Raw genomic sequence first — 24,770 nt, 5'->3', positions numbered from 1 at the left:
CACCTGATACCTACAGATTGCGGGCATCTCGTAGCGGATTTCAACCGGGAGGACCGTTGCGGGTATCCTGAGCGGTCTGCACACGCGCCCGCGGTACGAGCGCGGGCGTGGGCTGTGCCGACACGCATCAAACCCTCCTGCCACGGAGCGCCCGTGGCCGCCTGAGTCCAGAGGAGGTGGGTTCTCACATGCGTCACTACGAGGTGATGGTGATCCTCGACCCGGATCTCGAGGAGCGGGCCATCGCCCCGCTGATCGAGTCCCTGCTGACCGTCGTCCGTGAGGGCGACGGGAAGGTGGAGAAGGTCGACACCTGGGGCCGTCGTCGTCTGTCCTACGAGATCAAGAAGAAGCCCGAGGGCATCTACTCGGTCATCGACCTGCGGGCCGAGCCCGCGGTCGTGAAGGAACTCGACCGTCAGATGAACCTGAACGAGTCGGTCCTCCGTACCAAGGTCCTCCGTCCCGAGATGCACTGAGCCTGACGGTTCGGCACTCGGAATCCGAGCAGCAAGCAGCCAGCAGCACCCGCCGAGAGGTACACCATGGCAGGCGAGACCGTCATCACGGTCGTCGGCAATCTCGTCGATGACCCCGAGCTGCGCTTCACCCCCTCGGGCGCGGCGGTCGCGAAGTTCCGTGTCGCGTCCACGCCCCGGATCTTCGACCGACAGACCAACGAGTGGAAGGACGGCGACAGCCTCTTCCTGACCTGTTCGGTGTGGCGGCAGGCGGCGGAGAACGTCGCGGAGTCGCTGACCAAGGGCACTCGTGTGGTCGTCCAGGGCCGGCTCAAGCAGCGGTCGTACGAGGACCGCGAGGGCATCAAGCGCACGGTCTACGACCTGGACGTCGACGAGGTCGGCGCCAGCCTGCGGAACGCCACCGCGAAGATCACCAAGACCTCTGGTCGTGGTGGTGGCGGCGGTGGCTGGGGTGGCGGCCCGGGCGGTTCCGGCGGCCAGCAGGGCGGCGGCGCACCGGCCGGCGACCCGTGGGCCACCGGTAGTGCCCCGCAGGGTGGCGGTGGCGGCGGTGGCTGGGGCGGTGGCTCCGGCGGCTACTCGGACGAGCCTCCCTTCTAGCGCCTCGTGCCGGCTTCGCCGAGCACGGTTGGCCGGATGGGCACACTTCTTGAACACACTGGAGAAAGACAATGGCGAAGCCGCCTCCGCGCAAGCCGAAGAAGAAGGTTTGCGTCTTCTGCAAAGACAAGATCAACTACGTTGACTACAAGGACACGAACCTGCTGCGGAAGTTCATTTCCGACCGCGGCAAGATCCGTGCCCGCCGAGTCACCGGCAACTGCACGCAACACCAGCGGGACGTCGCCACGGCCGTGAAGAACAGCCGTGAGGTCGCCCTGCTGCCGTACACCTCGACCGCGCGCTGAAGGAAAGGGTGACCCGACCATGAAGATCATCCTGACCAACGAGGTCTCCGGCCTCGGCAACGCCGGTGACGTCGTCGAGGTGCGGGACGGATACGCCCGCAACTACCTGCTTCCGCAGGGCTTCGCCATCCGCTGGACCAAGGGTGGCGAGAAGGACGTCGAGCAGATCCGCCGTGCCCGCAGGATTCGCGAGATCGTCACGATCGAGCAGGCCAACGAGGTCAAGGCGCAGCTCGACGGCATCAAGGTGGCACTCGAGGTGCGCGCTGGTGCCGGCGGCCGGCTCTTCGGCTCCGTGACCCCGGCGGACGTCGCCACCGCGGTGCAGCGCTCCCAGGGACCCGAGCTGGACAAGCGCCGGGTGGAGCTGGGCGCGCCGATCAAGACGCTGGGCTCGCACCAGGTCTCGGTACGGCTGCACCCGGAGGTCGTAGCGACCTTCGACGTGGAGGTCCAGGCCGCGGCCTGAGCCGCGAGCATGTGCCGCTGAACCGGTCCGCGTTCCCGATCGACGGGACGCGGACCGGTTCTCGTGCTTCGGGGTCCGGGATTCCGGGTGCCGGCGGGGGCCGTACGAGCGCCTCGCACGGGACTGGGGCTCAGGCTCGTACGGCGCCGGTGACGATCCAACGCCCCGAGCGGCTGCGCAGCCACAGGGTCACCAGACGCACCGTCATCATCAGCCCAGCCACCGTCCACCACAGCGCGGCCAGCCCGCCGCCGAGGTCGGGCACGAGCAGCGCCACCGGGGTGAAGACGGCCAGGGTGAACAGCATGGCCCAGGCGAGATACGCGCCGTCGCCGGCGCCCATCAGCACCCCGTCCAGGACGAACACCACCCCGGCGATCGGCTGCGTCACCGCCACCACCAGGAGTACGCCCCACAACTCCGCGTGCACGCTTGAGTCCGTGGTGAACATGGGCAGAAGCAGCGGCCGGGCGGCGACGACCGCCACGCCCAGCACGACGCCGGAGACGATCCCCCACTGCACCATGCGACGGCAGGCCGCCCGGGCCCCCTCGGCATCGTCGGCTCCCAGATATCTCCCGATGATGGCCTGACCGGCGATCGCGATCGCGTCCAGGGCGAAGGCCAGCAGGGACCACAGGGTGAGGGTGATCTGGTGCGCCGCGATCTCGGCGTTCCCCAGGCGTGCCGCGACCGCGGTGGCGATCAGCATGACGGCGCGGAGCGAGAGCGTACGGACCAGCAGTGGTGCCCCGGCCTGGGCACAGGCGCGGATGCCGGCGGCGTCCGGGCGGAGGGAGGCGCCGTGCCGGCGTGCGCCCTTGACGACGACCGTCAGGTATGCGGCGGCCATTCCGCACTGGGCGAGGACGGTGCCCCAGGCGGAGCCGGCGACGCCCAGTCCGAGGCCGTAGACGAGCAGTACGTTGAGCACGGCGTTCGCGGAGAAGCCGGCGATGGCGACGTACAGCGGGGTACGGGTGTCCTGCAGGCCGCGCAACACGCCGGTGGCCGCCAGTACGACCAGCATGGCCGGGATGCCGAGCGCGCTGACCCGTAGGTACGTCACCGCGTGCGGCGCGGCTGTGTCGGAGGCGCCGAAGAGGTTGACGAGCGCGGGCCCGGCGGGCAGCACGACGGCAATCACCAGCGCGCCGAGCAGCAGGGCCAGCCAGATGCCGTCCATTCCCTGCCGGATGGCGGCGGGAAGGTCGCCGGCTCCCACCCGCCTGGCCACCGCGGCGGTGGTGGCGTAGGCGAGGAAGACGAACACGTGCACGGCGGTTTGCAGGAGCGCCGCGGCCACGCCGAGACCGGCCAGTTGGGGAGTGCCCAGGTGGCCGACGATCGCGCTGTCGGCCATGAGGAAGAGGGGCTCGGCGACGAGTGCGCCGAAGGCGGGGAGGGCGAGCGCGAGGATCTCGCGGTCGTGCTGGCGGACGCGGGTGGCAGTCTTGTGCACAGGTTCGATTCAAACATCCACAAGTAATAGACACAACTCATGATGAGTCATTACGAAAGCTGGTCGCGGTCGTGGCGTCGACGGTGGGGTGCCGCCGTCCGTGGACGAGCTTCGCAGTTTTTTCCGCGCACAGGCAGTGGATGCGATAACAGCAGGTCAGATGCTTGATGTGGGAGCTCTGGCAGAGTCCTCCACAGTGCTGTCCACCGTGTCGTGCACAGCTTGGCCCGACTTCTCCACAACTCTTGCCGTACTGTCCACACCCCCTGTGGATAACCTGATTGTTCGGGCGCCCCCGACCCACATAACGTAGCTCGACGCCCATGTGTCGTCGCCTGGTCTTCACCTCGTTCTCGGCTGGCCTCCACCGGCCTCAGCTGGTTGCGCCCTGCCGCAAGCGGCGTCGGAAGCCTCGCGTTGTCAGAGGCGCGGCGTAGGAAAGAGGCACGGCGTGGGAATCGTCCGCCGGCTGGACGACGAGTGGGAGGAGGCGCACGGTGACCCAGCAGCCCGATCACCTCGAGGACCATTGGGCGGTTGAGATGGACGGTGCCGCTGGCCCCGTCCCGCTCTCCGCCCAGCGACGGAACGGCACACCGGACTCCTCAGGATCACGGGGGTCCCCGGGCTCCTCGGGCGCATCGACGGCAGAGCAGCACGAGCGTGGCCGGGACGGCGGGGCCTGGACGGCGCCGGTGACCTTCGAGCGTGTGCCGCCCCAGGACCTGGACGCGGAGCAGTCCGTCCTGGGCGGCATGCTGCTGTCCAAGGACGCGATCGCGGACGTCGTGGAGGTGCTGAAGGGGCACGACTTCTATCGCCCCGCGCATCAGACGGTCTATCAGGCGATCCTCGACCTGTACGCCAAGGGCGAGCCCGCCGACCCGATCACCATCGCCGCGGAGCTGACGAAGCGGGGGGACATCGGTCGGGTCGGCGGCCCCGGTTATCTGCACTCGCTGGTGCAGTCCGTGCCGACCGCGGCGAACGCCGAGTACTACGCGGAGATCGTCCACGAGCAGGCGGTGCTGCGTCGTTTGGTGGAGGCCGGTACTCGGATCACCCAGATGGGATACGCCGCGGACGGCGACGTCGACGAGATCGTCAACTCCGCGCAGGCCGAGATCTACGCCGTCACCGAGGAGCAGACCAGCGAGGACTATCTCCCGCTGGCCGAGATCATGGAGGGCGCGCTCGACGAGATCGAGGCCATCGGATCCCGCAGTGGTCAGATGACGGGTGTGCCCACCGGCTTCACCGATCTCGACTCGCTGACGAACGGCCTGCATCCCGGACAGATGGTCGTGGTGGCCGCACGGCCCGCCATGGGGAAGGCGCTCGCGCTGGACACCCCGCTGCCCACGCCGCGGGGCTGGACGACCATGGGGGAGGTGGGGGTCGGTGACCTGCTGATCGGCGCCGACGGCCACCCCACCCGGGTGACCGCCGTCAGTGGGGTGATGACGGGCCGTCCGTGTTTCGAGGTCGGTTTCGACGACGGCACCACCGTGGTCGCCGATGCCGAGCACCAGTGGCTGACCGACACCCGCGGGGGCGAGGCGTACGCGGGCGGGGAGCCCGCCGTGCGTACGACGCGCGAGATCGCCGAGAGCCTGCGCGGGACGGGCACGGACCGGCGGCCGACCCACTGGGTGCGGAACGCCCCGCCGTTGACGACCGCGGAGCAGCCGCCGCCGGTTTCGGTACCGGCGTACGTGCTCGGAGTGTGGCTCGCGGGGGGCCACGCGGGTGCGGCGCGGGTCGGCGGTGTCGATCCCGAGATCATCCCGGGTGTCGAGGCCGAGGGCTGCGATATGCGGGAGACGGGCAGGGGGACGTACGACCTGTGCCAGCCGGCGGTGTCCCCGACTCCGACGCGGTGCGAGCGGCGCGGTGTTTGCGCTGTTTGCGGTGCGCGGCATGCCGTGTTCGAGGAGCGGCTCGCCTGTCTGGGCGTGCTGGGTGACCAGCACGTTCCCGTGGCGTACGCCCGGGGTCCGGTGGAGCGGCGGCGTGCCCTGTTGGCGGGTTTGCTGGACGTCGCCGGTTGGCCCGCTGGCGACGGGGCCGTACGCCTGAGCGTGCCGGGGCGGCGACTGGCGGAGGACGTACGGGAGTTGATCGTCGGCCTGGGGCACGGCTGTGAGGTGTTCGCTCCGGAGGACGGGCTGGGGCGGACCGCGTCGTACGTCCTGGTCTTCAGCACGTCCGAGGACGTCTTCCGGCTGGAGCGCAAGCGCCTGGCGCACAAGGAGGTCGCCCGGGAGCACGTTCCGAGCCGTGGTGGCCGTTACGTCACCGTGGTGCGGCCGGTGCCGAGCGTGCCGGTGGCCTGCGTACGGGTGGACAACGCCGCGCACATGTATCTGGCCGGCGAGTCGATGATCCCCACGCACAACTCCACGCTGGCGCTGGACTTCGCCCGCGCCTGCTCGATCAAGAGCAACCTGCCCAGCGTGATCTTCTCGCTGGAGATGGGGCGAAACGAGATCGCGATGCGGCTGCTGTCGGCGGAGGCCCGGGTGGCGCTGCATCACATGCGCTCGGGCAACATGACCGATGACGACTGGACGCGACTGGCCCGTCAGATGGCGGGGGTCACTGACGCGCCGCTCTACATCGACGATTCGCCGAATCTGTCGATGATGGAGATCCGGGCCAAGTGTCGGCGCCTGAAGCAGCGCAACGACCTGCATCTGGTCGTCATCGACTATCTCCAGCTGATGCAGACCGGCGGCTCGCGGCGTCCGGAGAGCCGGCAGCAGGAGGTCTCGGAGATGTCCCGTAACCTCAAGCTGCTCGCGAAGGAGCTGGAGGTGCCGGTCGTCGCGCTCTCCCAGCTCAACCGTGGTCCGGAGCAGCGTACGGACAAGAAGCCGATGGTCTCGGACCTGCGGGAGAGTGGCTGCCTGACCGCTGACACGACGGTCCTGCGGGCGGACACCGGCGCACCCGTCTCCTTCCGGCAGCTCATGTCCGGCGGATACGAGGGCGTGCTGGTGTGGTCGCTGGACGAACACCGCCGCCTGACGCCCGCGCCGATCACCAACGTGTTCTCCTCGGGCACCAAGCCAGTTCATCGGCTTCGCCTCGCCTCGGGACGGGAGGTCAAGGCGACCGGAAACCACCCGTTTTTGACCTTCGGCGGCTGGACGCCGCTGGACGACCTCGCCACGGGGGATCGGATCGCCGTCCCCCGACGTACTCCCGAGCCGGTCGGGTCGGGGCTCGGCTGGTCGGAGCACCGGATCGGCTTGCTCGCTCACCTCCTCGGCGAAGGATGCGTGCTCGGAGAGCGGCCCGTCCACTACACGTCGCGGGACGAGGCCAACCTGGACTTCGTCGAGGCGGCGGCAGCCGCGGAGTTCGGGGTCACACCGCGACGCGTCGCACGGGGTGCGTGGTGGCGCAGCTACCTTCCAGCGCCGCACACGTGCCCGCCCGGCAGGCGTGATCCGCTGCACGTGTGGTTCGCCGAACTGGGCATCGAGGATCTGCGGGCGTACGAGGCGCGGATCCCCGACGCGTTGTACTCCGCCAGCGACGACGAGGTGGCCACGTTCCTCCGACACCTGTGGGCCACGGAGGGCAGCGTGTGGCTTCCGAAGCCGGATGAGCGGCAGGGACCCCGGGTCTTCTACTCCACGACGAGCCGTCCGCTCGCTGACGGCGTCGCCCGCCTGCTCTCCCGCTTCGGGATCATCGCGTGGATCAGGGAGGACACCACCGACCAGGGGCTTGAGCACCCCCGTTACGAGGTGGACGTCTCCGACGGGCCGGGTACGCGCGCCTTCTGTCGGCATATCGGGGTGCATGGTCAGCGCGATGGGACCGCCGCCGGCCTCGGGACCGAACTCGACGACCGGGCCGCGAGCACGCAGGTCGACTCCCCGTCCCGAGAGGCGTGGGGCCTCGTCGAGGCCGAACGCCTCCCGGGTGCCACGGAGCGCCCGGTCCGGGACGCCGTCGGTACGGAGCCCGGTGGCGCCGCCCCGTACGAGAGCCGCGACGCGCGGGAGCGCAGGCAGCGTTGTGCGGAGGGACAGGACTCGGCGGAGCCGCGGGCTGTCGCGAGCGACGACGTGTTCTGGGACCGGGTGGTGGAGATCGAACCGCTCGGAGAGCAGCCGGTCTACGACGCGACGGTCAAAGGCACGCACAACTTCATCGCTGACGGCATCGCCGCCCACAACAGTATCGAGCAGGACGCCGACATGGTGATCCTGCTGCACCGAGAGGACGCGTACGAGAAGGAGTCGCCGCGTGCGGGCGAGGCGGACCTGATCGTCGCGAAGCACCGGAACGGTCCCACGGCGACCATCACCGTCGCCTTCCAGGGGCACTATTCTCGCTTCCAGGACATGGCGAACGGCATGTGAGCGACCTTGTGGGTTCTCAGATTTCGTGGCCAGATCTCAGAAATGATGGCCAGGTGGTGGTCGAACCGCCGCGAATGGGCGGTCAGATCGTGAGTAGACCCCCATAGGCCAACCCTCGGTAAGGCGGCTTTCGCGCGAGTCAGATGTTGGGTGTTCGAGCCGACGGTGGCTTCACATTTCCGTGGACTCGGCGGGCCGTGGAGTTTGAGGAGTCGTCGGCTGCTCATGCTCGCTCGAGATTGGACACGTAACTGCCCGCGATTCACGTACATCAGGAATCATGACGTATGGGCACGGACAGCAGCAGTGTGCCAGAGCGTGAGGGTAACCCGAAAGTTCCTTCTCACAGCGTCGGCGCATGACATGGAAGTTGGTAATGTACAGCTTCTTTGGGGCCTCATTAGATCGAGACTCTTTGACAGCGAAAAAGGTCGTTCAGGCGTCCTTGTCAGCGAACGTGGTCGCTCTTCGGCTGGATTCCTTTGATCCGGGTCGGAGTACCGTCCGGGTCGAACGAGTGGTGGAAAGTGAAGGCGTGTGGCGCGGGGCCGTGGTCATGGAGGTGTTCCAGCCGGGAAACCCCGTCTTGCCAGGTGGGTATCGTTCCGTCGGAGACCCACCAGAACACGTAACTCGGGTGTCCTGTCCTCTCGAACCAGTCGTAACGCCTGTTCAGCGCCTCACGGTGCAGACCGGTGTAGATGGCGTCGAAGGCGGGGCGCAGGTCGGTCCAGAGTGAGAGGGTCGTGGCCAGGGCGATGGTTTCCACGGTACGACCCTTGCCGTACCAGGGCGGTACGGCGAACTCTCCCCAAGCACCCCAGTCCAAGTCGAAGAAAGTTCCCCGGGCGCCGTCTGCCGCTTTGGCGTGGGCGAGGTATCCGGGGTGCTGGCTGATCTTCTGGTAGACGGCCTCGCCGCTGTCGTGGAATTCGCGTGTGAGAGGTGCGGGATCGGCAAGAGGCGACTTCAGGACGCCGAATGTGTACAGCGCAAGGTGGGGCATGCGTCTCTCCCTGGTTGGGGGTGCCTGATGGGTACCCGTTCGGTGGCTTACGCATGGGAGCGAGGATTCATGGGGCTGACCAACCCCTCACGGGCGCCTCAGCCTGAAGGAACTCCGGTGCGACCGTGGGCGATCGCCGAAGACCAGGTGAAGGTAGCTGCCTCCGCGGGCCATGTCTAAGTTGCGTTTTCCCTGTCCAAGTGGCCTCTTGCACAGGACCTTGCGGCGCTCGGAGGGTGGTGCTGTCTGCCGTCGTGAAATTCCGCCTTGGCTCAGCAACTGGGGAGGAGCAGCCTCGACAATTGGGCGTTGGCTGGCATGTCAGCCGTACTCATGGTGCGTGGTGCCTGTTTCAGGGTTTGACGCGGCCGAGATGCCCGCCTCTTCCTCGAGCCAGCATCTGGTCTTCCGGTTTGGTTGCGTGGGGTGACATCGCGGCCCAGCTTCGCCCAGGCAGCACCGCGCGGGGATTCGATCCGGATCGATGCCTCCAACGCAGGCGGCGCGCGTGTCAGTGTGCTTCGGCCGCCGGCCAGGCGCGGGGGTAGGGGAGGCGCAGAGCGTCGGCCGTCACCGGGGTGTGATCGGCGGCGGCGTGCAGACGTCCCTCACGCAGGACGATCGCGCCGCTGGCGAGCATGGTCGTGACCAGTTCGGCGGCGAGGGCATCGGGGGGCGTGTCCAGAAGGTGGGCCGCGTCGCTGCGCCATGCGCGAGCATGGAGGTACGGCTTGAGCTCGGCGGCCGTAATGCCTTCTGGGAGGCCGAGGGCCGTGCGTTCAGGACTGTGCGGGCCAGAACGCCGACGGCCAGGTAGACGACGGTGCACGCGGTCAGATGCACCGTGCTGAGCAGCCCGGTCTGCGCGGCAACCGGCCAGCCGTCGGCGGAGTCGTTGAACTGCGGGAACAGCGAGAAGTACAACAGGAGCGCCTTCGGGTTCAGTCCGCTGATCCCGGCCCCTTTGAGCATGACCTGCATGCGGGAGCTATTCGTGCTCCTTCCGGTGGCTGCCGGAACGACCGGTTGCCGCAGGACGCCCCAGCCGAGCCACAGCAGGTAGCCGGCCACGGCCACGGTCAAGGCGGTGAGTGCGGCGGGTGAGCTTGCCACGATCACCGCGAAGCCCGCGACGGCCACCAGTGCATAGGCCGCATGTCCGGCGACCAGCCCGACAACGGCGGGAGCGACCGCGCGTTCCCGCAGTCCGGCAGAGATCGCGTAGGCCCAGTCCGCACCCGGAGTGAAGACCAGCAACAGATCTACCGCTAGGAAGGCAGCCAACGTGGCGGTGTTTATCGATCGTCCCCTCTTGAGAGGCCGTGACCGCCGTCCCGCACGTGCTCCAGGCTCAGCGCCTGTTCGGAGAGCCTGACTATCTCCTGCGGGTCGCAACCACCGACCTGACCGCGCTCCAACAGCTCTACGACCAGCAGCTCGCTCGACTCCCTGGCGTCCAACGCCTGACTTCGACCCTTGTCATGAAGAACGTGGTCCAGGACAGACCACTGCCCGAATAGCTGCCGGCTGGACGTGCGGAGGTCCACCGTCCCTCCTGGCATGGCTCCGCGCGGAGCGCAGGTCGGCATACGGGTCTCAGTCGGGCATGGCCAGAAGGAGCCGGGCAGGCCGACCGCGGCGAAGTAGGTCCCGGCGACGGTAGGGGCGCGGCGGGTGTAGCCCGGAGCCAGGTGTCCGGCGTACCAGTCACCGGCGAAGCGCCAACCGCGTGCGTGTCCTCGTGGCGGGGAAGCCGCACGGTACGGATGCGAAGGGTGGGCCCTCCCAGTGGTGGTCGCGACCAACGAGAAGAACCGCGGTTCACGGAACTGCCGCCCGGGGCAGCGAAGCTGAGGACCTCCAGACTTCGTACATGTTTCGGTCGGAACCAGGGCTGATGTCGGAGCAGAGTCGGACGCGACATGCGGTGGGGTGGGCCGGACTCTGGTCGTGCCACTGGTTTGTTCGTGGGCGGGAGTCAGGCGCGTTCAGGTCGTACGGGATGGGTCCACGCTGGGGCCCAGATCCCGCTGCCAAGGCGGCCGGGGTAGGCGGCGGTGAGGTAGCGGCGTAGGACGGCCAGGGCGGGATGCGGATTGTCGCCGCTCCAGATCAGGAAGTGGGGGTAGACCGGGGTGGGGTCCTTGATGGGGATACGGCGCAGGCCGTGGTCGGCGGGCCAGACGAGGGGGGTCTGTTCGCCGACGAAAGTGGCCAAGGTCGTGGAGTCGGCGATGGTGTCGAGCAGGGGCTCGATCCCGAAGTCCGGGCCGACCGAGTCGATGACGAAGCCGAAGGCGGCGGCGAGGTCGTCGTAATAGGCGGCCCACTCGGTGCCGGGCCGGTTCCCGGGCATCCAGATCCGGCGGCCGGCGAGCTGGGCGGGAGTGATCGCGGTGGCGTTCGCGAACTCGTGTCCGGGTCCGGTGAACAGGTGCAGCGGTTCGTCGAAGACGGCGGTGGCTTCCACGCCGCGGGGCAGCCGCCGGCCCGGCATGGTCACGGCACGAAAAGTCGCGTCGATCGTCCCCGCCCGCACCGCGGCGACGGCCGCGTCGGAGTCGAACAGCGTCACGACATCCAACGCGGTCTGGGGATGGGCCAGGTGGAAGCCGCGCAGCATACCCGCCAGGGAGAGTTGGCGGCCGATAACGTCGACACGCAACGTCCGGCTGCCTGGTCGCACCGAGGTGACGGCCCGTTCGGCGGCCTGGAGGAACGCACGGGCGTGGGGCAGGAACGCCTGCCCGTCGATGGTGGTCCGCGCTCCGCGCGCGTCCCGGGTGAAGAGCTGGACACCAAGCTCGGTCTCCAGCGTGGCAACGCGCTTGGACACCGCCTGCGGGGTGATCGACAGATCGGTGGCGGCCTCCTGGAACTGTCCCGCGTCCACGACGGTGACGAAGGTCCGCACGGCAGTGACGTCCATGCCGCTCATCCTAGGAAGACAACCAACCGTTGATTCTGGTCAGCGTGATGGTTGTTTGATCCCGGCCCGCCCAGCTCGTTTTGATGACCGCTGTCAACCGGTGGTTGATCACCCGTCATCCCGCTGTCCGTCACTCGACGGCACCCCCGCGCGCCTCGTGAGGAACCCCTATGTCTGACCAAGACCGTCTGTACGTCCGCACAGCGGAGTTCGCACGCGTAGCCGAGCGCATCGAGTACGTGAACACGCTCACGTCGCGGCTCAACGCGCTGCCCTACGACGACAAGGGCTCCCGTGACGCCCTGTTGTCCGAGATCATCGGCAAGCCGGTCCCCAGCTCCGTCACCGTCTATCCGCCCTTCCACACCCACCACGGGCTCGGCATTGACTTCGGCGAACACGTCTTCGTCAACCAGGGCTGCACCTTCATGGACAGCATGGGGCAAGGCGGCATCCGGCTGGGCGACGGTGTCCTGATCGGCCCGAAGACCAACCTCATCGCCACCGATCACCCGGTGGAAGCCAGTCAGCGGAGCGAGTACCTCACGATGGCGTCCATCACTATCGAGGCCAACGCATGGCTCGGCGCGGCGGTCACGGTTCTCCCCGGGGTCACGATCGGACGCGGTGCCGTAGTCGGTGCCGGAACCGTCGTCACGAAGGACGTGCCCGCCAACACCCTGGTGACCGGACCGGCCGCGTGCGAACGCAAGCGGTGGGACGACTCAGCCACGTGACCACGCGGCGGCCCTGCCGGGCTCCCGAACGCCGTATGGGTCGCTTCGGCCCGCTCGTTAGGGCACGCCTCGTGCAGCCGGAGGCGCGTACGTACCCACCGAGTGGCCGCCGCCCGCACGCCACGCCGACGCACAACAGGGTCAGCACCAGGGGCCGTCATCCGTGATGGCGACGGTGTGTTCCCTGTGGGCGGGCTGCCGTTGAGGGTGTGCATGGTCCAGCCGTCCGCGTTCATCCGGTACGCGTCCCCGCCGCCCGCCATGAACATCGGCCGGGCACGTGTGGGTCCTCGTGCGTCCGGCGGCCGATGCCGTGGCCGCCGAAGTTCGCGGGCAGGCCGGAAGGGCGCTGCGTAAGATCGAGACCGGTCGAGCGCCTAACCCTGCTTCTCCACCGTGGCCGCGGTGGCCGCCGTGCTCGACGTGCCCTGGACATGCTGGCCGAGGAACGCCTGCCCGAGGACGGAGCGGAGCCGACGCGGGCGCTTTCCGCGTGCCGGGACACGTGTGCCGGGTGACGGGCGCTGCCGGCGGCGGTTGCGGGACGACAGTCACGGCCCGGACTGGTTCCGCTCCCAGCTTCAGCGATGGGCCAGTCGGCACCGTGAGGTCACCGCTGCTCAGCTCCGCCACTCGACGGGCTGAAATCCGCCCGGTGCCCCTGGGGTTCTGCTGCGGCGCTCGCTAGACTGCGCGAGCCCGAAGCCGCGACCACGTATCGCGGCTTCGGGACCAAACGCTCCAGGAGGCCCATCGCAGGGGGCCGGCCGGTGCCGCGTACCCCATCGCGGTCTAACGCAGCACCTGGAGGGCCCTCCCCGCGCTCCACCTCTCCAGCAGCCCGCGGTGCACGGCCGTCACGCCGTGCCGTACGGCCAGGTCCACGGCGGCGGGAGTGAAGGTCGCGGTCGTGACGAAGAGCGCGATATCCGCCGTGTACTCCACCTTCGCCATGCCGATGAACTTCTGCATCTCCCCGCTCTCGACCTTGCGGTACGGCGCGAAGTGCTTGCACTGCACGACGAGCGTCCGTCCGTCGGCGGTACGCCCCACCAGGTCGGCGCTCAGGTCGCTGGTACGGCTGGTGTTGGCGACGCTGACACACCCGTCTCGTCGGCAGAGTCCGGCGACGTGCTCCTCGAACTCCCGCCAGCTCATGGCGTCCATGGCGGCCATGCCGCCCACCGGCATCCGCGCCCGAAGCGCCCGGTCGATCGCGGCCACCTCGCGGCGGATGTCCGAGATCTCGCGCCGTCGCTCGTCGTCGGCCCGTATCGCGTGGTTGAGCAACGGGACGACGGTCTGACCGATGACGGTGCGCACCGAGTCCTCGGCGATACGGGTCATGCGGGCGTCGTGCTGCCCGAGTTGGTGCGCGACGGTCTCCCGGATGCGCGCGTCGAGCCAGGCGACGAGGTTGTGGATAACTGAGTTATCCACAGGGGCGGTGGTGCTTGCCGTGCGTGCCCACTGCTCGGTGTCGAGCAGGTTCGTACGTACGTGACGTGCGACGATGCTGTCGCGGAGCAGCATGGCGACGTTCAGTACGGTGCGGCGCGTGAAGAGCGCGAGGTGGCGACCTGTGTACTTGTCCAGGGAGGTAAGGTCCTTGAAGGACTCTACTTCTGCCCCGGTCAGGACCCGGTAGCCGTTCTCTGACAGTTCCGCGCGGTGATCCTTCACCAATGAGCGGATGGCTTCGATTCCCACCTCGAAGTAGTCGGCCACCATACGGGTCGTGACGTGCATGCCGTCGGGCAGCAGGGACAGGGTCTTCGCCCTGTCGAGCGCCTCCGTGTGCTCGGCCACGCTCGCGCGCATCGTCCGCGACTCGACCAGTACGCCTTCGTGCACCATGCGGTGATCTCCCTGCCTCCGTGGGCGTTCATGCCCGGTCACGGGGCGGGCCGTTGGACATGGCCGTGCCCCCTTGCACGGGGCAACGAGCGACGCGGCACGAAGACACGACCGGCGTACGAGCGTTCATCCGAATTCGTGACCGTTGGGGCGCGAGGGGTCAACCACACGGCAGTGGAGCGCGCGCTCCGTGGATGTCACCCGGGCTTCACCAGAGGTGCCTCCTACGGTCAAAGCGCCATCTTGAAGCCCAGGTGGGACGCCTCGAAGCCCAGACGCTCGTAGAACCGGTGCGCGTCGAGGCGTTTGGCGTCGGTGGTGAGTTGGAGCAGCGCGCAGCCCTGCCGACGGGACTCCTCGATGGCCCATTCGATGAGCCGGCTGCCCAGTCCGGTGCCGCGTGCGTCGGAGTGGACCCGTACCCCCTCGATCAGGGCTCGGCTCGCACCCTGCCGGGAAAGGCCCGGGATGAAGGTGAGTTGCAGGGTGCCGACGACGCCCGGGGATTCGGCGTACTCCGCGACCACGAGGCGCTGGTTGGGGTCGGCTTCGATGAGTGCGAAGGCGGTCTCGTACGCGGTCAGGTCGCGCGGGTTCTCCCGGGTCGCCCCCAGGGGGTCGTCGGCGAGCATCCCGACGAGGCACGGGAGGTCCGCGCGGGTGGCGCGCCGTACGGTCAGCTTGGGGGCGGACGGGGCAGACGCGGCGTGGGCCCCGGAGGCTCCCGCGATGTCGTCGCCGGGCTCGGGCGGCCGGTGGGCGCCGGGTGGCCGGTGTTCGCCCGTGTACGGCGTGCTGTCCATGACGGCATGCTACGTCTGGGTCGGGCCGGGGCGTGCGGCTCCCGGCGGGCCCGTGGCCACGTGGTGTCGTGGTGGCTGGGCGCTCGTGGACGTCATGCCGCTCGTTCCGGGGTTCCCCGCCCCGCTCGGCGCGCGGCCAGTTCCGCGTCCCGTTTCCGCTGTCCGTGGCGGGTGAGGCCCCAGGGCTTGAGTACGGAGATCGCGGTGAGGAAGACGTACGCGGTCAGCGAGACGGCCGGCCCCATGACGAGGTCCTGCGCATGCACCTCCGCACCGGCGGCCACCTGGTCTGCGGCGTGACCGATGACGCCCCGGAGGGCCAACAGCGAGGCCGCTATCAGGGCCAGGGTCAGGACGAACTTGATCCAGACCCACCAGTGCCGTGCCAGGCCCCAGGGTGTGCCGAGCGAAAGGACGAGCCCGGAGAGTGCCGTGAGCAGCGCGAGGGGAGCGAGCAACCAGTCGCTGAAGGTCCGCATGGCGCGGTAGGCCATCTCGTCCGTGGTGCTGGCCTCGCTCGTCGCGCCGGCGATGGCCAGGGTGAGGAGACAGAGGGTGAGACCCAGCCAACCCACGGAGACGATGACATGGGTGACCAGCCAGGCCCGGCGGGTGTGGCGGCGGAGTCGGAAACGTGTGGTGGGGCGCGGTGCCGTTCCCGTTCCCGACTCGGGCCCCGGTCTCGGAGGCGAGTGCGTCATGTTTCCACCGTCTCGCCGCGGTGCGGGCCGGTCGTCTGCCGGTGGGAGTATCCGCCGCTACTCGCCGCCGAGTAGCCGGGTCAGCGCCGCGTGCGGGAGGTGCCGGCGGGGCCGGCGGTGGAGGGGTGTCGGAGGTGCTGCCCCGAGGTTTCGCGTCCTGGTCCGTCGCGGCGACCCGCGCACGGGTGGGCGCCAACTGGCCGCATCCGGGCTCCTGAGGAGCCGAGCCGTCGATAAGCTCGGGGGACATGACTCGACTCCACTTGTTCGATCTGGACGGCACGCTGCTGCACGGCTCGGCCGCACCGTTGGAGATCTCACGTCAGCTGGGCCTGGATGCCGAGATAGTCCGTGTCGAACGGGCCTTCGCCGCCGAGGAGATCAGTCCCGTGGACTTCGCGCGTCAGGTGCACGCGCTGTGGTCCCGGCTCACCGAGGCACATGTCGAGGCGGCGTTTCGTACGGCGCCGTGGCTGGACGGGATAGCCGAGGTGTGGGCGGAGATTCGGGCACGGGGAGAGAAGAGCGCCGTCATCTCCCTGTCACCGGACTTCTTCGTGCGGCGCCTGCTGGAGTGGGGGGTGGATGCGGCGTTCGGCTCGCGCTTCCCGGAGGTGCCGTTCCGTACGCCCGTCGACCCGGCGGGGATCCTGTCCCCCCGGGCGAAAGTGGATATCGCGTATGAACTCTGTGACGAGTTCGGGGTGACCCCCGAGCAGTGCGTGGCGTACGGCGACTCCCGCTCCGACGCGGAGCTGTTCGCGGCGGTGCCCGTCTCGGTCGCGGTGAACGCGGACGAACACCTGCGTGGACTCGCCTCGTTCGCTTACACCGGACGGGACCTGCGTCGTGTCTACGACCTCGTGCGGGCCCCGCGACCACTCGCGTAGGAGGCGGTGGGGAGGGTGTTGCACGGAACGAAGTACGGGACTTGTGCGTCGTTGCCATAACGGTATGGTCGACTCCGCATCAATGGCTCATTGAATCGCCATGGGTGTCATGGACCCCGGAGATTGCAGAGATCACGCGGTGAGGGATGAGCGCATCCCGCCGGAAGACGTTCGAGGCGAGGCAGTGCGATGACCACCACGTCGGCCGGCAACGGCGACGCTTCTGGCGACGGCGGCGAGTGGAGTTGGTTCGCCCCGGCGCAGAAGACGACTGACCAGGAAGCGCGTCCGTCGGCCGACGAGTCCGTACCGCCCCTTCCCCAGCCGGACGCCCAGGCGGCACGTGCGCGTCCGGCACAGCGCGGTGACGGCCCCAGTCGCCCGGTGACGCCCATCCGCCCGGTCCGCTCGGGTGCGGCTCGGGATGCGGCCCGACGGCAGACAGCGGAGTCCGCGGGTCCGTATGAGTCGCCTGGACCACACCAACCTCGTGGATCACACCAACCCCCCGGGCCCCAGGGCAGCGGCGAGTCGGCGAGCGCCGAGACACCCGCGGCCGACGTCCGTACGCAGCAAGCTCCGCCGCCCGCGGCGGGCGGCGTCAGCCCGGCCGCGAGCCGCCCCCGTCCTGCCGGTCCGAAGCTGGTGGACGACCAGGACACGGCGCTCATACGTGCCACGCTGGACGAGATAGAACCCGTCGCGGACTCCGCGACGGCCTACTTCTACGCGATGCTCTTCGTCGAGCATCCGCATCTGCGCGACCTCTTCCCCATCTCCATGGACACCCAGCGGGACCGGATCTTCCGGGCGCTGCTCACCTCGGCCCGACTGATCGACGATCCGGACGTGTTGGTCCAGTACCTCTCGGGTCTGGGCCGCGGCCACCGGAAGTACGGCACGCTGCCGGAGCACTACCCCGCGGTCGGCGAGTGCCTACTTGCCGCGTTGTCCCAGTACGCGACGCTGACCTGGAATGACGCCTCCGAGGCGGCATGGGTGCGGGTGTACACGCGGATCTCGCAGATCATGATCGACTCCGCCGCCGAGGACGAGAAGCACGCGCCCGCCTGGTGGGACGCCGAGATCGTCGGGCACGAGACGCGTACGCCCGGCATCGCCGTGCTGACCGTGCGTCCCGATCGTCCCTACTCCTTCCGGGCGGGGCAGCACACGAGTGTGGAGACGCCGTGGTGGCCCCGCGTATGGCGGCACTACTCGTTCGCCTCCGCGCCGCGTTCCGATGGTCTGCTCACCTTCCACGTGAAGGCGATCCCGGCCGGCTGGGTGTCCAATGCGCTGGTGCAGCGCGCGCGGCCGGGCGACGTCATCCGGCTCGGCCCGCCGAACGGTTCGATGACCGTCGACCACTCCACGGACAGTGGGCTGCTCTGCCTGGGTGGCGGCACCGGCATAGCGCCGATCAAGGCGCTGGTCGAGGACGTGGCCGAGCGTGGACGTCCGCGACCCGTCGAGGTGTTCTACGGTGCTCGCAGCGAGCATGATCTCTATGACCTCGACACCATGCTGGGCCTTGAGGCGCAACACCGCTGGCTGTCCGTACGGCCGGTGGTCTCCGACGCGCGACCGGCTTCGACGGGGCACCAGGGCCTCGGCGTTGGCCCGGCGGCCGGGCGAAATGAGAGGCTGGCGGGCCAACTTCCCGATGTCGTCATGCAGTACGGTCCCTGGTCGCGCTACGACGGATATCTTTCCGGTCCGCCCGGCATGGTGCGGGTGGCCGCGGAGGTGCTGCGCGGCGCGGGCATCCCGACTGACCGGATACGGCACGACTCGATCGAGGAACTGGCCGCCGCCGCACGTTAGAACCTGGTTCGCCGGGGCCGTACCAGATCGGCGGGGCGACGGCCGAGGGGCGACCACAGAGTGAGGAAGGACAGCGTAGGTGGCACACTCCGAGGCGCCGGGCGTGCGGGGCGGGCATTCCAGGGCCGCTGAGGGCGGGAACCGGCCGGGCAGCGAGGGCGAGCACCGGCTACAGGAGCAGCTTGGCACCACCGCGCGGGCCGACCGGTTCTACGACGAGCAGGTGCTGGACCATCTCAACGAGCGCATGTGTGAGTTCACGGAACGTCAGGAGATGTTCTTCCTGGCGACCGCGGATCAGCACGGGGAGTGCGACAACAGCTTCCGGGCCGGGCCGGCCGGTTTTCTGCGGGTGTTGGACTCCCGCACCCTGGTCTTTCCCGAGTATCGGGGCAACGGCGTGCACGCCAGTCTGGGCAACATCCGGGAGAACCCTCATCTGGGCATCCTGATGGTGGACTTCGTACGGGCGCGGATCGGTCTGCACATCAACGGGAACGCGGAGATCGTCGAGGACGAGGAGATGCGGACCTGGCATCCGGACCTGCCGGTGGACCCGATACCCGGGCGCCGGGCGCAGTTGTGGGTGCTCGTCGGCGTGGAGGAGGCCTATATCCACTGCGCCAAGCACATACCGCATCTGCAGAAGGCGCCGAAGCGCTCGACCCGTGACTGGGGCACCGACGACTACAAGCGCAAGGGTGGCGACTTCTTCGGCGCCGCCCGGGATGCCAGGGAGCGCGGGCCGTCCGAGCATCCGTCCGGCGGGGAGGAATCCGCCGCGCCCGCGCCGCAGTACGGTGCTGTGCCGCCGGTCTCGGTTCCGGGGCAGGCCAGCGAAGCCAGCGAGGGCGGCCGGGCCAGCGAAGCCAGCGAGGGCGGCCGGGTTCGCGAGGTACACCAGGAAGAGCGGGTGGGCCCGGAAGGTCAGGTGAACCAGGCCGGTCACGCCGGCCTTCGCGAGCTCGACGCTCTCGACAGCCACGCCGACTGGGCCACGATGGGCCTCACCACCGTCTCCCCTGCGGGCCGGACGGCCGGGGAGAGCACGTCGCCGGCCGAGCCGCCGGCGACGGGGTTGCCGGAGCGGACGACCGGGTCCCAGGAGTGGACGCCGTGGGCCCCGACGCCCGCCGGGCCGGCGACACCTGCCGAGCCCAGCTCGGCGGGATCGTCATCGTTGGGCGACCCGGCCTCGTACTCCGCGCATCCGCGGAACTTCGACCAGGAGGTGTGGCGCGAGGAAGCCGCGCGTGCGCTGGCCGAGGCGGAGCGGCGAGCGCAGGAGAACGCCCGGCGGGACCCCATCCCCTTCCAGGGGTGGTTCAGCTGAGTCGGCTCCGGCGGGGGTCAGCCGAGGTCCGGAGCGAGTAGGGCCCGTACGCCCTCGATGTTGCGGTCGAGGTACTCCCGCAGGGACGGGGGCACCACCTCGACCGAGGCGACGCCGGCGCGGCTGAACGGGATGCGCACTATCTCGTACTCGCCGCACGGCTCCTCCACCTCCGGTCCGTGCCGCCGGGTGGGGTCCATGAACGCGAGCCGGCAGACGAAGAAGTGCTGTACCTTCACACCCTGCGGGCTCGGCTCGCTCAGCGCCGGCGAGTCGTCCGTAAGGGGATGCGGCACAGTGTCGACGAAGGCCGGCACGACGTCGGTCACCTTGGCCCCCAGCTCCTCGCTCACTTCCCGGTGCAGGGCTGCGACGACCGAGGTGTCGATCTCCGGCTCGACCCCGCCGCCCGGTGTGATCCAGTACGGCTGCTGGCCGGGCTTGGTGCGCTTGATGAGGATCATGTCCCGCCCGTCGAGCAGGATGGCACGGGCGGTGCGCTTGACCACGGGGCGCTCGTTCATGGAGAAGGTCTGGCCCGTACGGCCTCCGGCGAAACCCGGGGCGGCGGACACCCGTTACCGGCCCGTCCGGAGGCTGTCGTACGTCGGTGCGGGCTGTCAGCGGTCGAGCACGGTACGCACCAGCCACCTGCGCGTACGGGAGGCTCCGCTCGTGGGTTCAGGGAGGGAGTCGAGGCGCGTCGTGGGTGAGCCGCCCGGGGATTGGACGATGTCCATGCCACCTTCTTCGACGTGCTGGGACTCAACGCGTGGTTGAGCGGGTGCACCTGTGTGGAGCCCGGTTCTCGTCGCCGACCGAGGACTGGTCTGGGATGTGTGTGCTCGGAGCGACAGGTATCTCGATAGAAGTATATCGATAAGGTGATTGAACACTGACGGAGAGTCAACTACCCTTATGAGAGCGGTCGTTCGAATTCACGACTGGCCGCCGGGTCGGTTCGAGGCAGGAGGGGGGGAGCCTCGAACCGCCCTGGTTCCACGCGAGCGCTCGCTCTGTCCGGCGTCGCCGGTCGAGCACCAGCACGTGGCGGGGAGGCCCCTGAGGCCGCCCCACCACGCGTCATGGCTCGCCGATCAGTCCGCCAGCGGCAGGTACACCCGGTTCCCCCCTGCCGCGAACTCCCGTGACTTCTCGAGCATCCCCGCCTCGATCTCCTCGGCGGACGCGCCCTCCTCACCGCCGAACCGCTCCGTGATGTCCCGACTGATCTTCATCGAGCAGAACTTCGGCCCGCACATCGAGCAGAAGTGCGCCGTCTTGGCCGGTTCCGCCGGCAGCGTCGCGTCATGGAACCCCCGCGCGGTATCCGGGTCGAGGGCGAGGTTGAACTGGTCCTCCCAACGGAACTCGAACCGTGCGTCCGACAACGCGTCGTCCCACTCCCGCGCTCCGGGATGCCCCTTTGCCAGGTCCGCCGCGTGAGCGGCGATCTTGTACGTGATGACGCCGGTCTTCACGTCGTCCCGGTTCGGCAACCCGAGATGTTCCTTCGGAGTGACATAGCACAGCATCGCTGTGCCCCACCAGCCGATCATGGCCGCCCCGATGCCGGAGGTGATGTGGTCGTACGCCGGCGCGATGTCCGTCGTCAGCGGCCCCAGGGTGTAGAACGGCGCGTCCTCGCAGATCTCCTGCTGGAGCTCGACGTTCTCCTTGATCTTGTGCATCGGCACATGGCCGGGGCCCTCCACCATGGTCTGTACGTCGTGTGCCTTGGCGACGGCGGTGAGTTCGCCGAGCGTACGCAGCTCCGCGAACTGTGCCTCGTCGTTCGCGTCCGCGATCGACCCGGGCCGTAGCCCATCCCCGAGCGAGAACGTGACATCGTACGACCGCAGGATTCCGCACAGCTCCTCGAAGTGCGTGTAGAGGAAGCTCTCCCGATGGTGGGCGAGACACCAGGCCGCCATGATGGAGCCACCGCGCGAGACGATGCCGGTCTTGCGGCGCGCGGTCAGGGGGACGTGCCGCAGCAGCACGCCCGCGTGCACGGTCATGTAGTCGACGCCCTGCTCGCACTGTTCGATGACGGTGTCCCGGTAGACCTCCCAGCTCAGCTTTTCGGCTCTGCCGTCCACCTTCTCCAGGGCCTGGTAGAGCGGCACGGTGCCGATGGGCACCGGGGAGTTGCGCAGGACCCACTCACGGGTGGTGTGGATGTCCCGTCCGGTGGAGAGATCCATGACGGTGTCCGCGCCCCAGCGGGTCGCCCAGGTCATCTTCTCCACCTCCTCCTCGACGGAGGAGACGACGGCGGAGTTGCCGATGTTGGCGTTGACCTTCACCAGGAAGTTGCGACCGATGATCATCGGCTCGGTCTCCGGATGATTCACGTTCGCCGGGAGCACGGCCCGGCCGGCGGCGATCTCCTCTCGTACGAACTCCGGGTCGCGGTGCTCGCGCAGGGCGACGTACTCCATCTCCGGGGTGATCTCGCCCCGTCTGGCGTACGCCAGTTGGGAGACGGCAGCCCCGCGCCGAGCGCGCCGGGGGCGGCGCGGCCGGCCGGGGAAGACCTCGTCGAGGCCGGTCGCGACGGGCGTCTCCGCCTCGCCGGAGCGCGGGCGGGCGCGTACGACCGCGCCGCGTGGTGTGGTGTGCTTGACGCCGTCGTCCTCCGGCTGGAGCGCGCGGCCCGGATACTCCTCGGTGTCTCCCCTGCTGATGATCCAGTTGGTCCGCGAGGGCGCCAAACCGCTGCGGACGTCGGTGTCCTGTGTGGGGTCGGTGTACGGTCCCGAGGTGTCGTAGAGGATCACGTCGGTACCGTCGGTGAGGTGCACGCGGCGCACCGGGACCCGGATGTCCGGGCGCGATCCGCTCAGATGGTCCTTGTGCCAGCCGGCTGCTTCCTGTGCCTGCCGTGGATTTTGGGTGGACTCGCCCGACTGGTGGGCGGTTTGGAGGTTATGTGCGTGATGTGCGGTCATCAGACCCACTCCCTACGCCGGCATTACCCGGTAACAGGTTCGGCGGTCGACGCAGCGCTGGTCAGCGTCCTCTCAGCCCCGTGCTCGGAGCTCCCGCGATGGCAAAGCCCTTTCACGTTAACCGGGTCGGGGTGGCAGTTGCCAGAGGGGCCGACCGGGTTGGGATGATCCAACGGTGACGACTTCTCAGCCGCCGCAGCCGCCCGGCGGTCCGAACGGCCCGCCGCCGCAGCCCGCGTCCGGACCGCGTACCCCCGCTGGTCGAGCAACGCCGGTGCCCCGTGCCGGCTCGACCAGCTCCGGCACGTCATCTCCGCCTCCCGAACGGGCCGAGCATCCGTCCACCCGTCGGGAGGAGTTGGCCGGGCGACGGTCGGCGACCGGCGACCCGGGTCACGGACCCGGCCACGGCCATGCGCACGGCCACGGCCACGGACACGGGCCCGCCGCCCCCGTGTCCAGGACCTTGCGGAAGCTCATCGCCGCCGTCCTGCTCCCGTTCGCTGCGGCAGTGGCGGTCGGGATGGTCGTGCTGTGGCCCGGTGACCTCGGCGGACAGACCGACGGGTCGAGCGGGGTGGGCTTCGACCGTCCGACGTACGACGCTCGGGTGACCGCCGTGCGTGAGGTGGACTGCTCGGAGGTGAACGCCCAGCCGCAGCCACCGGGCGAGCAGCCACAGCCGGGCGGCCAGGGCGGATCAGGCGGTCAGTCGGCTGAGGGCGACCAGGGCGGCGAGGGTGCGTCCGGTAACGGCTGTCACAAGGCGACCGTCGAGGTCATCAACGGTAAGGACGCGGGGCACTCCTTCACCGAGGTCGTCATGCCCGACGCGATCCGCACCTACACCACCGGTCAGCAGGTGGTGGTGGCGTACGCCGAGAACGCGCCGCCGGAACTCCGCTACAGCGTTATCGACGTGGACCGCACCACCCCCATGCTGCTGCTGGCCGGAGCCTTCGCGGTGGTGGTGGTACTGGTGGGTCGCTGGCGCGGGATACTGGCGCTGGTCGGACTGGCCATCAGTTTCGCGGTGCTGACCCTCTTCATCCTGCCCGCGATACTGGATGGCTCAAATCCACTGCTGGTGGCGGTGGTGGGCGGCAGTGTGATCATGCTGGCCACGCTGTATCTCTGTCATGGTCTGTCCGCACGGACCTCGGTCGCCGCGCTCGGCACCCTCTCCTCGCTGCTGCTGATCGGACTGCTCGGCTCGCTCTTCATCGACTGGGGCGAGTTGACCGGGAACACCGACGACCAGACCGGCTTGGTGCACGGGCTCTTCCCGGAGATCGAGATCCAGGGGTTGCTACTGGCGGGCATCCTCATCGGCTCGCTGGGCGTGCTGGACGACGTCACCGTCACCCAGACGTCCGCCGTATGGGAGTTGCGGCAGGCTGATCCCTCGGCCAGCCGACGCACACTGTACGGCGCCGCCATGCGAATCGGCCGAGACCACATCGCCTCGGTGGTGAACACCCTGGTACTCGCCTACGCGGGCGCCGCGCTGCCTCTCCTCCTGCTCTTCACCATCGCGGACAGCAGCGTCGGTACGATCGCCGGCAGCGAGTTGGTCGCGCAGGAGATCGTACGGACACTGGTCGGCTCCATCGGCCTGGTGGCCTCCGTGCCGCTGACGACGCTACTGGCCACCCTCGTGGTCTCAGCCGACCGCGGCCATTCGGCACAGCCTTCCGCCACCGAACCAGCCAGGGGCAGGGGTGACCGGAACAGGGGCGGGACGGTCACCAGCGGTCGTGGGAAGAGGCGGAAGCCGAGATGAACTTCCGCACCACAAAGATCAGGCCACCCACGAGCGCGACGAAAACCAGCGCCTTGAAGAGCAGCCCGAGGACGATGCCAACGAGCGAGAGGATCAGGCCGCCGAAGACGAACAGCGCTATCGCTGGTATCGCGATCCAGGTCACCCACCACGGCAGATTCGCGAACACGTCCTTGAAGGGCATCAGCACTCCCGTCGTCATGCGGGCCGCCGACTGACGACCCGCGCCCTAGCCGTAGACGTTGTC

At 68.9% G+C, this 24,770-nt stretch carries 20 protein-coding genes and 1 pseudogene; 11 read left to right on the top strand and 10 right to left on the bottom strand.

The features are described from left to right. The first annotated feature begins 188 nt into the window (after positions 1-188). From rpsF to rplI, 4 genes are all read left to right on the top strand, one after another. A complete protein-coding gene (gene rpsF, locus AN216_RS22135) occupies positions 189-479 on the top strand; it encodes a 30S ribosomal protein S6 (RefSeq protein ID WP_070198466.1) in 291 nt (96 codons plus the stop codon). Between the two features lie 66 nt (positions 480-545). Continuing rightward, complete coding sequence (locus tag AN216_RS22130) at positions 546-1,085, top strand: single-stranded DNA-binding protein (RefSeq protein ID WP_070198465.1); 540 nt, start codon at positions 546-548, stop codon at positions 1,083-1,085. Positions 1,086-1,156: 71 nt separating this feature from the next. Beyond that, positions 1,157-1,393 (top strand): 30S ribosomal protein S18, encoded by a 237-nt coding sequence (gene rpsR, locus AN216_RS22125; RefSeq protein ID WP_070198464.1) that lies wholly within the window; start codon positions 1,157-1,159, stop codon positions 1,391-1,393. A 19-nt stretch (positions 1,394-1,412) separates the two neighbouring features. Next, positions 1,413-1,862, top strand: coding sequence for a 50S ribosomal protein L9 (gene rplI / locus AN216_RS22120; RefSeq protein ID WP_070198463.1), 450 nt, complete (start codon positions 1,413-1,415; stop codon positions 1,860-1,862). Between the two features lie 130 nt (positions 1,863-1,992). On the opposite strand, the gene AN216_RS22115 is transcribed toward rplI, so the two are convergent. After that, a complete protein-coding gene (locus AN216_RS22115; RefSeq protein WP_244502588.1) occupies positions 1,993-3,324 on the bottom strand; it encodes an MATE family efflux transporter in 1,332 nt (443 codons plus the stop codon). Positions 3,325-3,866: 542 nt separating this feature from the next. Between AN216_RS22115 and AN216_RS22110 the strand changes: the two genes are divergently transcribed. Further along, positions 3,867-7,703, top strand: a complete 3,837-nt coding sequence (locus AN216_RS22110) for a replicative DNA helicase (protein ID WP_079166864.1) — start codon at positions 3,867-3,869, stop codon at positions 7,701-7,703. Between the two features lie 448 nt (positions 7,704-8,151). On the opposite strand, the gene AN216_RS22105 is transcribed toward AN216_RS22110, so the two are convergent. Together AN216_RS22105 and AN216_RS22100 are read right to left on the bottom strand one after the other, a co-directional pair. Continuing rightward, complete coding sequence (locus AN216_RS22105; protein ID WP_070198461.1) at positions 8,152-8,709, bottom strand: DUF3291 domain-containing protein; 558 nt, start codon at positions 8,707-8,709, stop codon at positions 8,152-8,154. A gap of 570 nt (positions 8,710-9,279) precedes the next feature. Next, complete coding sequence (locus AN216_RS22100; RefSeq protein ID WP_244502587.1) at positions 9,280-9,966, bottom strand: LysE family translocator; 687 nt, start codon at positions 9,964-9,966, stop codon at positions 9,280-9,282. A 62-nt stretch (positions 9,967-10,028) separates the two neighbouring features. Here AN216_RS22100 and AN216_RS27455 point away from each other — a divergent pair. Then, a pseudogene (locus AN216_RS27455) lies at positions 10,029-10,229 on the top strand (Lrp/AsnC ligand binding domain-containing protein); the annotation flags it as partial. Positions 10,230-10,687: 458 nt separating this feature from the next. Here the strand turns inward: AN216_RS27455 and AN216_RS22095 are convergent. Then, positions 10,688-11,638 (bottom strand): LysR family transcriptional regulator, encoded by a 951-nt coding sequence (locus AN216_RS22095; RefSeq protein WP_070198460.1) that lies wholly within the window; start codon positions 11,636-11,638, stop codon positions 10,688-10,690. A 170-nt stretch (positions 11,639-11,808) separates the two neighbouring features. On the opposite strand from AN216_RS22095, the gene AN216_RS22090 reads away from it, so the two are divergent. Further along, positions 11,809-12,375 carry a sugar O-acetyltransferase gene (locus AN216_RS22090; protein WP_070198459.1) on the top strand — a complete coding sequence of 189 codons (567 nt, stop codon included), beginning with the start codon at positions 11,809-11,811 and terminating at the stop codon, positions 12,373-12,375. 792 nt (positions 12,376-13,167) lie between these two features. Here the strand turns inward: AN216_RS22090 and AN216_RS22085 are convergent. The 3 genes from AN216_RS22085 to AN216_RS22075 form a co-directional block, all read right to left on the bottom strand. Next, entirely contained in the window at positions 13,168-14,232 is a 1,065-nt protein-coding gene (locus AN216_RS22085; protein WP_070198458.1) for a restriction endonuclease, read from the bottom strand. A 230-nt stretch (positions 14,233-14,462) separates the two neighbouring features. Then, the gene (locus AN216_RS22080; protein WP_070198545.1) at positions 14,463-14,864 is read right to left on the bottom strand and encodes a GNAT family N-acetyltransferase; all 402 of its coding nucleotides are present in this window, start codon (positions 14,862-14,864) and stop codon (positions 14,463-14,465) included. A gap of 263 nt (positions 14,865-15,127) precedes the next feature. Next, complete coding sequence (locus AN216_RS22075) at positions 15,128-15,736, bottom strand: DUF2269 domain-containing protein (protein WP_244502586.1); 609 nt, start codon at positions 15,734-15,736, stop codon at positions 15,128-15,130. A gap of 248 nt (positions 15,737-15,984) precedes the next feature. Here AN216_RS22075 and AN216_RS22070 point away from each other — a divergent pair, with 248 nt between their 5' ends. The 3 genes from AN216_RS22070 (at position 15,985) to AN216_RS31140 (ending at position 19,786) form a co-directional block, all read left to right on the top strand. Beyond that, a complete protein-coding gene (locus AN216_RS22070) occupies positions 15,985-16,626 on the top strand; it encodes an HAD family hydrolase (protein WP_070198457.1) in 642 nt (213 codons plus the stop codon). Positions 16,627-16,815: 189 nt separating this feature from the next. Next, the gene (locus AN216_RS22065) at positions 16,816-18,453 is read left to right on the top strand and encodes a globin domain-containing protein (RefSeq protein WP_079166844.1); all 1,638 of its coding nucleotides are present in this window, start codon (positions 16,816-16,818) and stop codon (positions 18,451-18,453) included. A 79-nt stretch (positions 18,454-18,532) separates the two neighbouring features. Beyond that, complete coding sequence (locus AN216_RS31140; RefSeq protein WP_079166843.1) at positions 18,533-19,786, top strand: pyridoxamine 5'-phosphate oxidase family protein; 1,254 nt, start codon at positions 18,533-18,535, stop codon at positions 19,784-19,786. A gap of 17 nt (positions 19,787-19,803) precedes the next feature. Here the strand turns inward: AN216_RS31140 and AN216_RS22055 are convergent, their stop codons facing one another. Further along, the gene (locus AN216_RS22055) at positions 19,804-20,310 is read right to left on the bottom strand and encodes an NUDIX domain-containing protein (protein ID WP_070198542.1); all 507 of its coding nucleotides are present in this window, start codon (positions 20,308-20,310) and stop codon (positions 19,804-19,806) included. Between the two features lie 573 nt (positions 20,311-20,883). After that, positions 20,884-22,740 (bottom strand): phosphomethylpyrimidine synthase ThiC, encoded by a 1,857-nt coding sequence (gene thiC, locus AN216_RS22050; protein ID WP_070198456.1) that lies wholly within the window; start codon positions 22,738-22,740, stop codon positions 20,884-20,886. A gap of 358 nt (positions 22,741-23,098) precedes the next feature. Between thiC and AN216_RS22045 the strand changes: the two genes are divergently transcribed. Continuing rightward, entirely contained in the window at positions 23,099-24,523 is a 1,425-nt protein-coding gene (locus tag AN216_RS22045) for a YibE/F family protein (RefSeq protein WP_107402067.1), read from the top strand. On the opposite strand, the gene AN216_RS22040 is transcribed toward AN216_RS22045, so the two are convergent. Then, positions 24,486-24,707, bottom strand: a complete 222-nt coding sequence (locus tag AN216_RS22040; RefSeq protein ID WP_070198455.1) for a DUF5326 family protein — start codon at positions 24,705-24,707, stop codon at positions 24,486-24,488. The two genes, AN216_RS22045 and AN216_RS22040, sit on opposite strands and share 38 nt — an antisense overlap. Positions 24,708-24,770: the final 63 nt, after the last annotated feature.

The organism is Streptomyces oceani, assembly GCF_001751245.1.
Taxonomy (GTDB): Bacteria; Actinomycetota; Actinomycetes; order Streptomycetales; family Streptomycetaceae; genus Streptomyces; species Streptomyces oceani.
The sequence above is the reverse complement of the archived record's forward strand: the minus strand, read 5'-3'. Positions and strand labels throughout refer to the sequence as shown.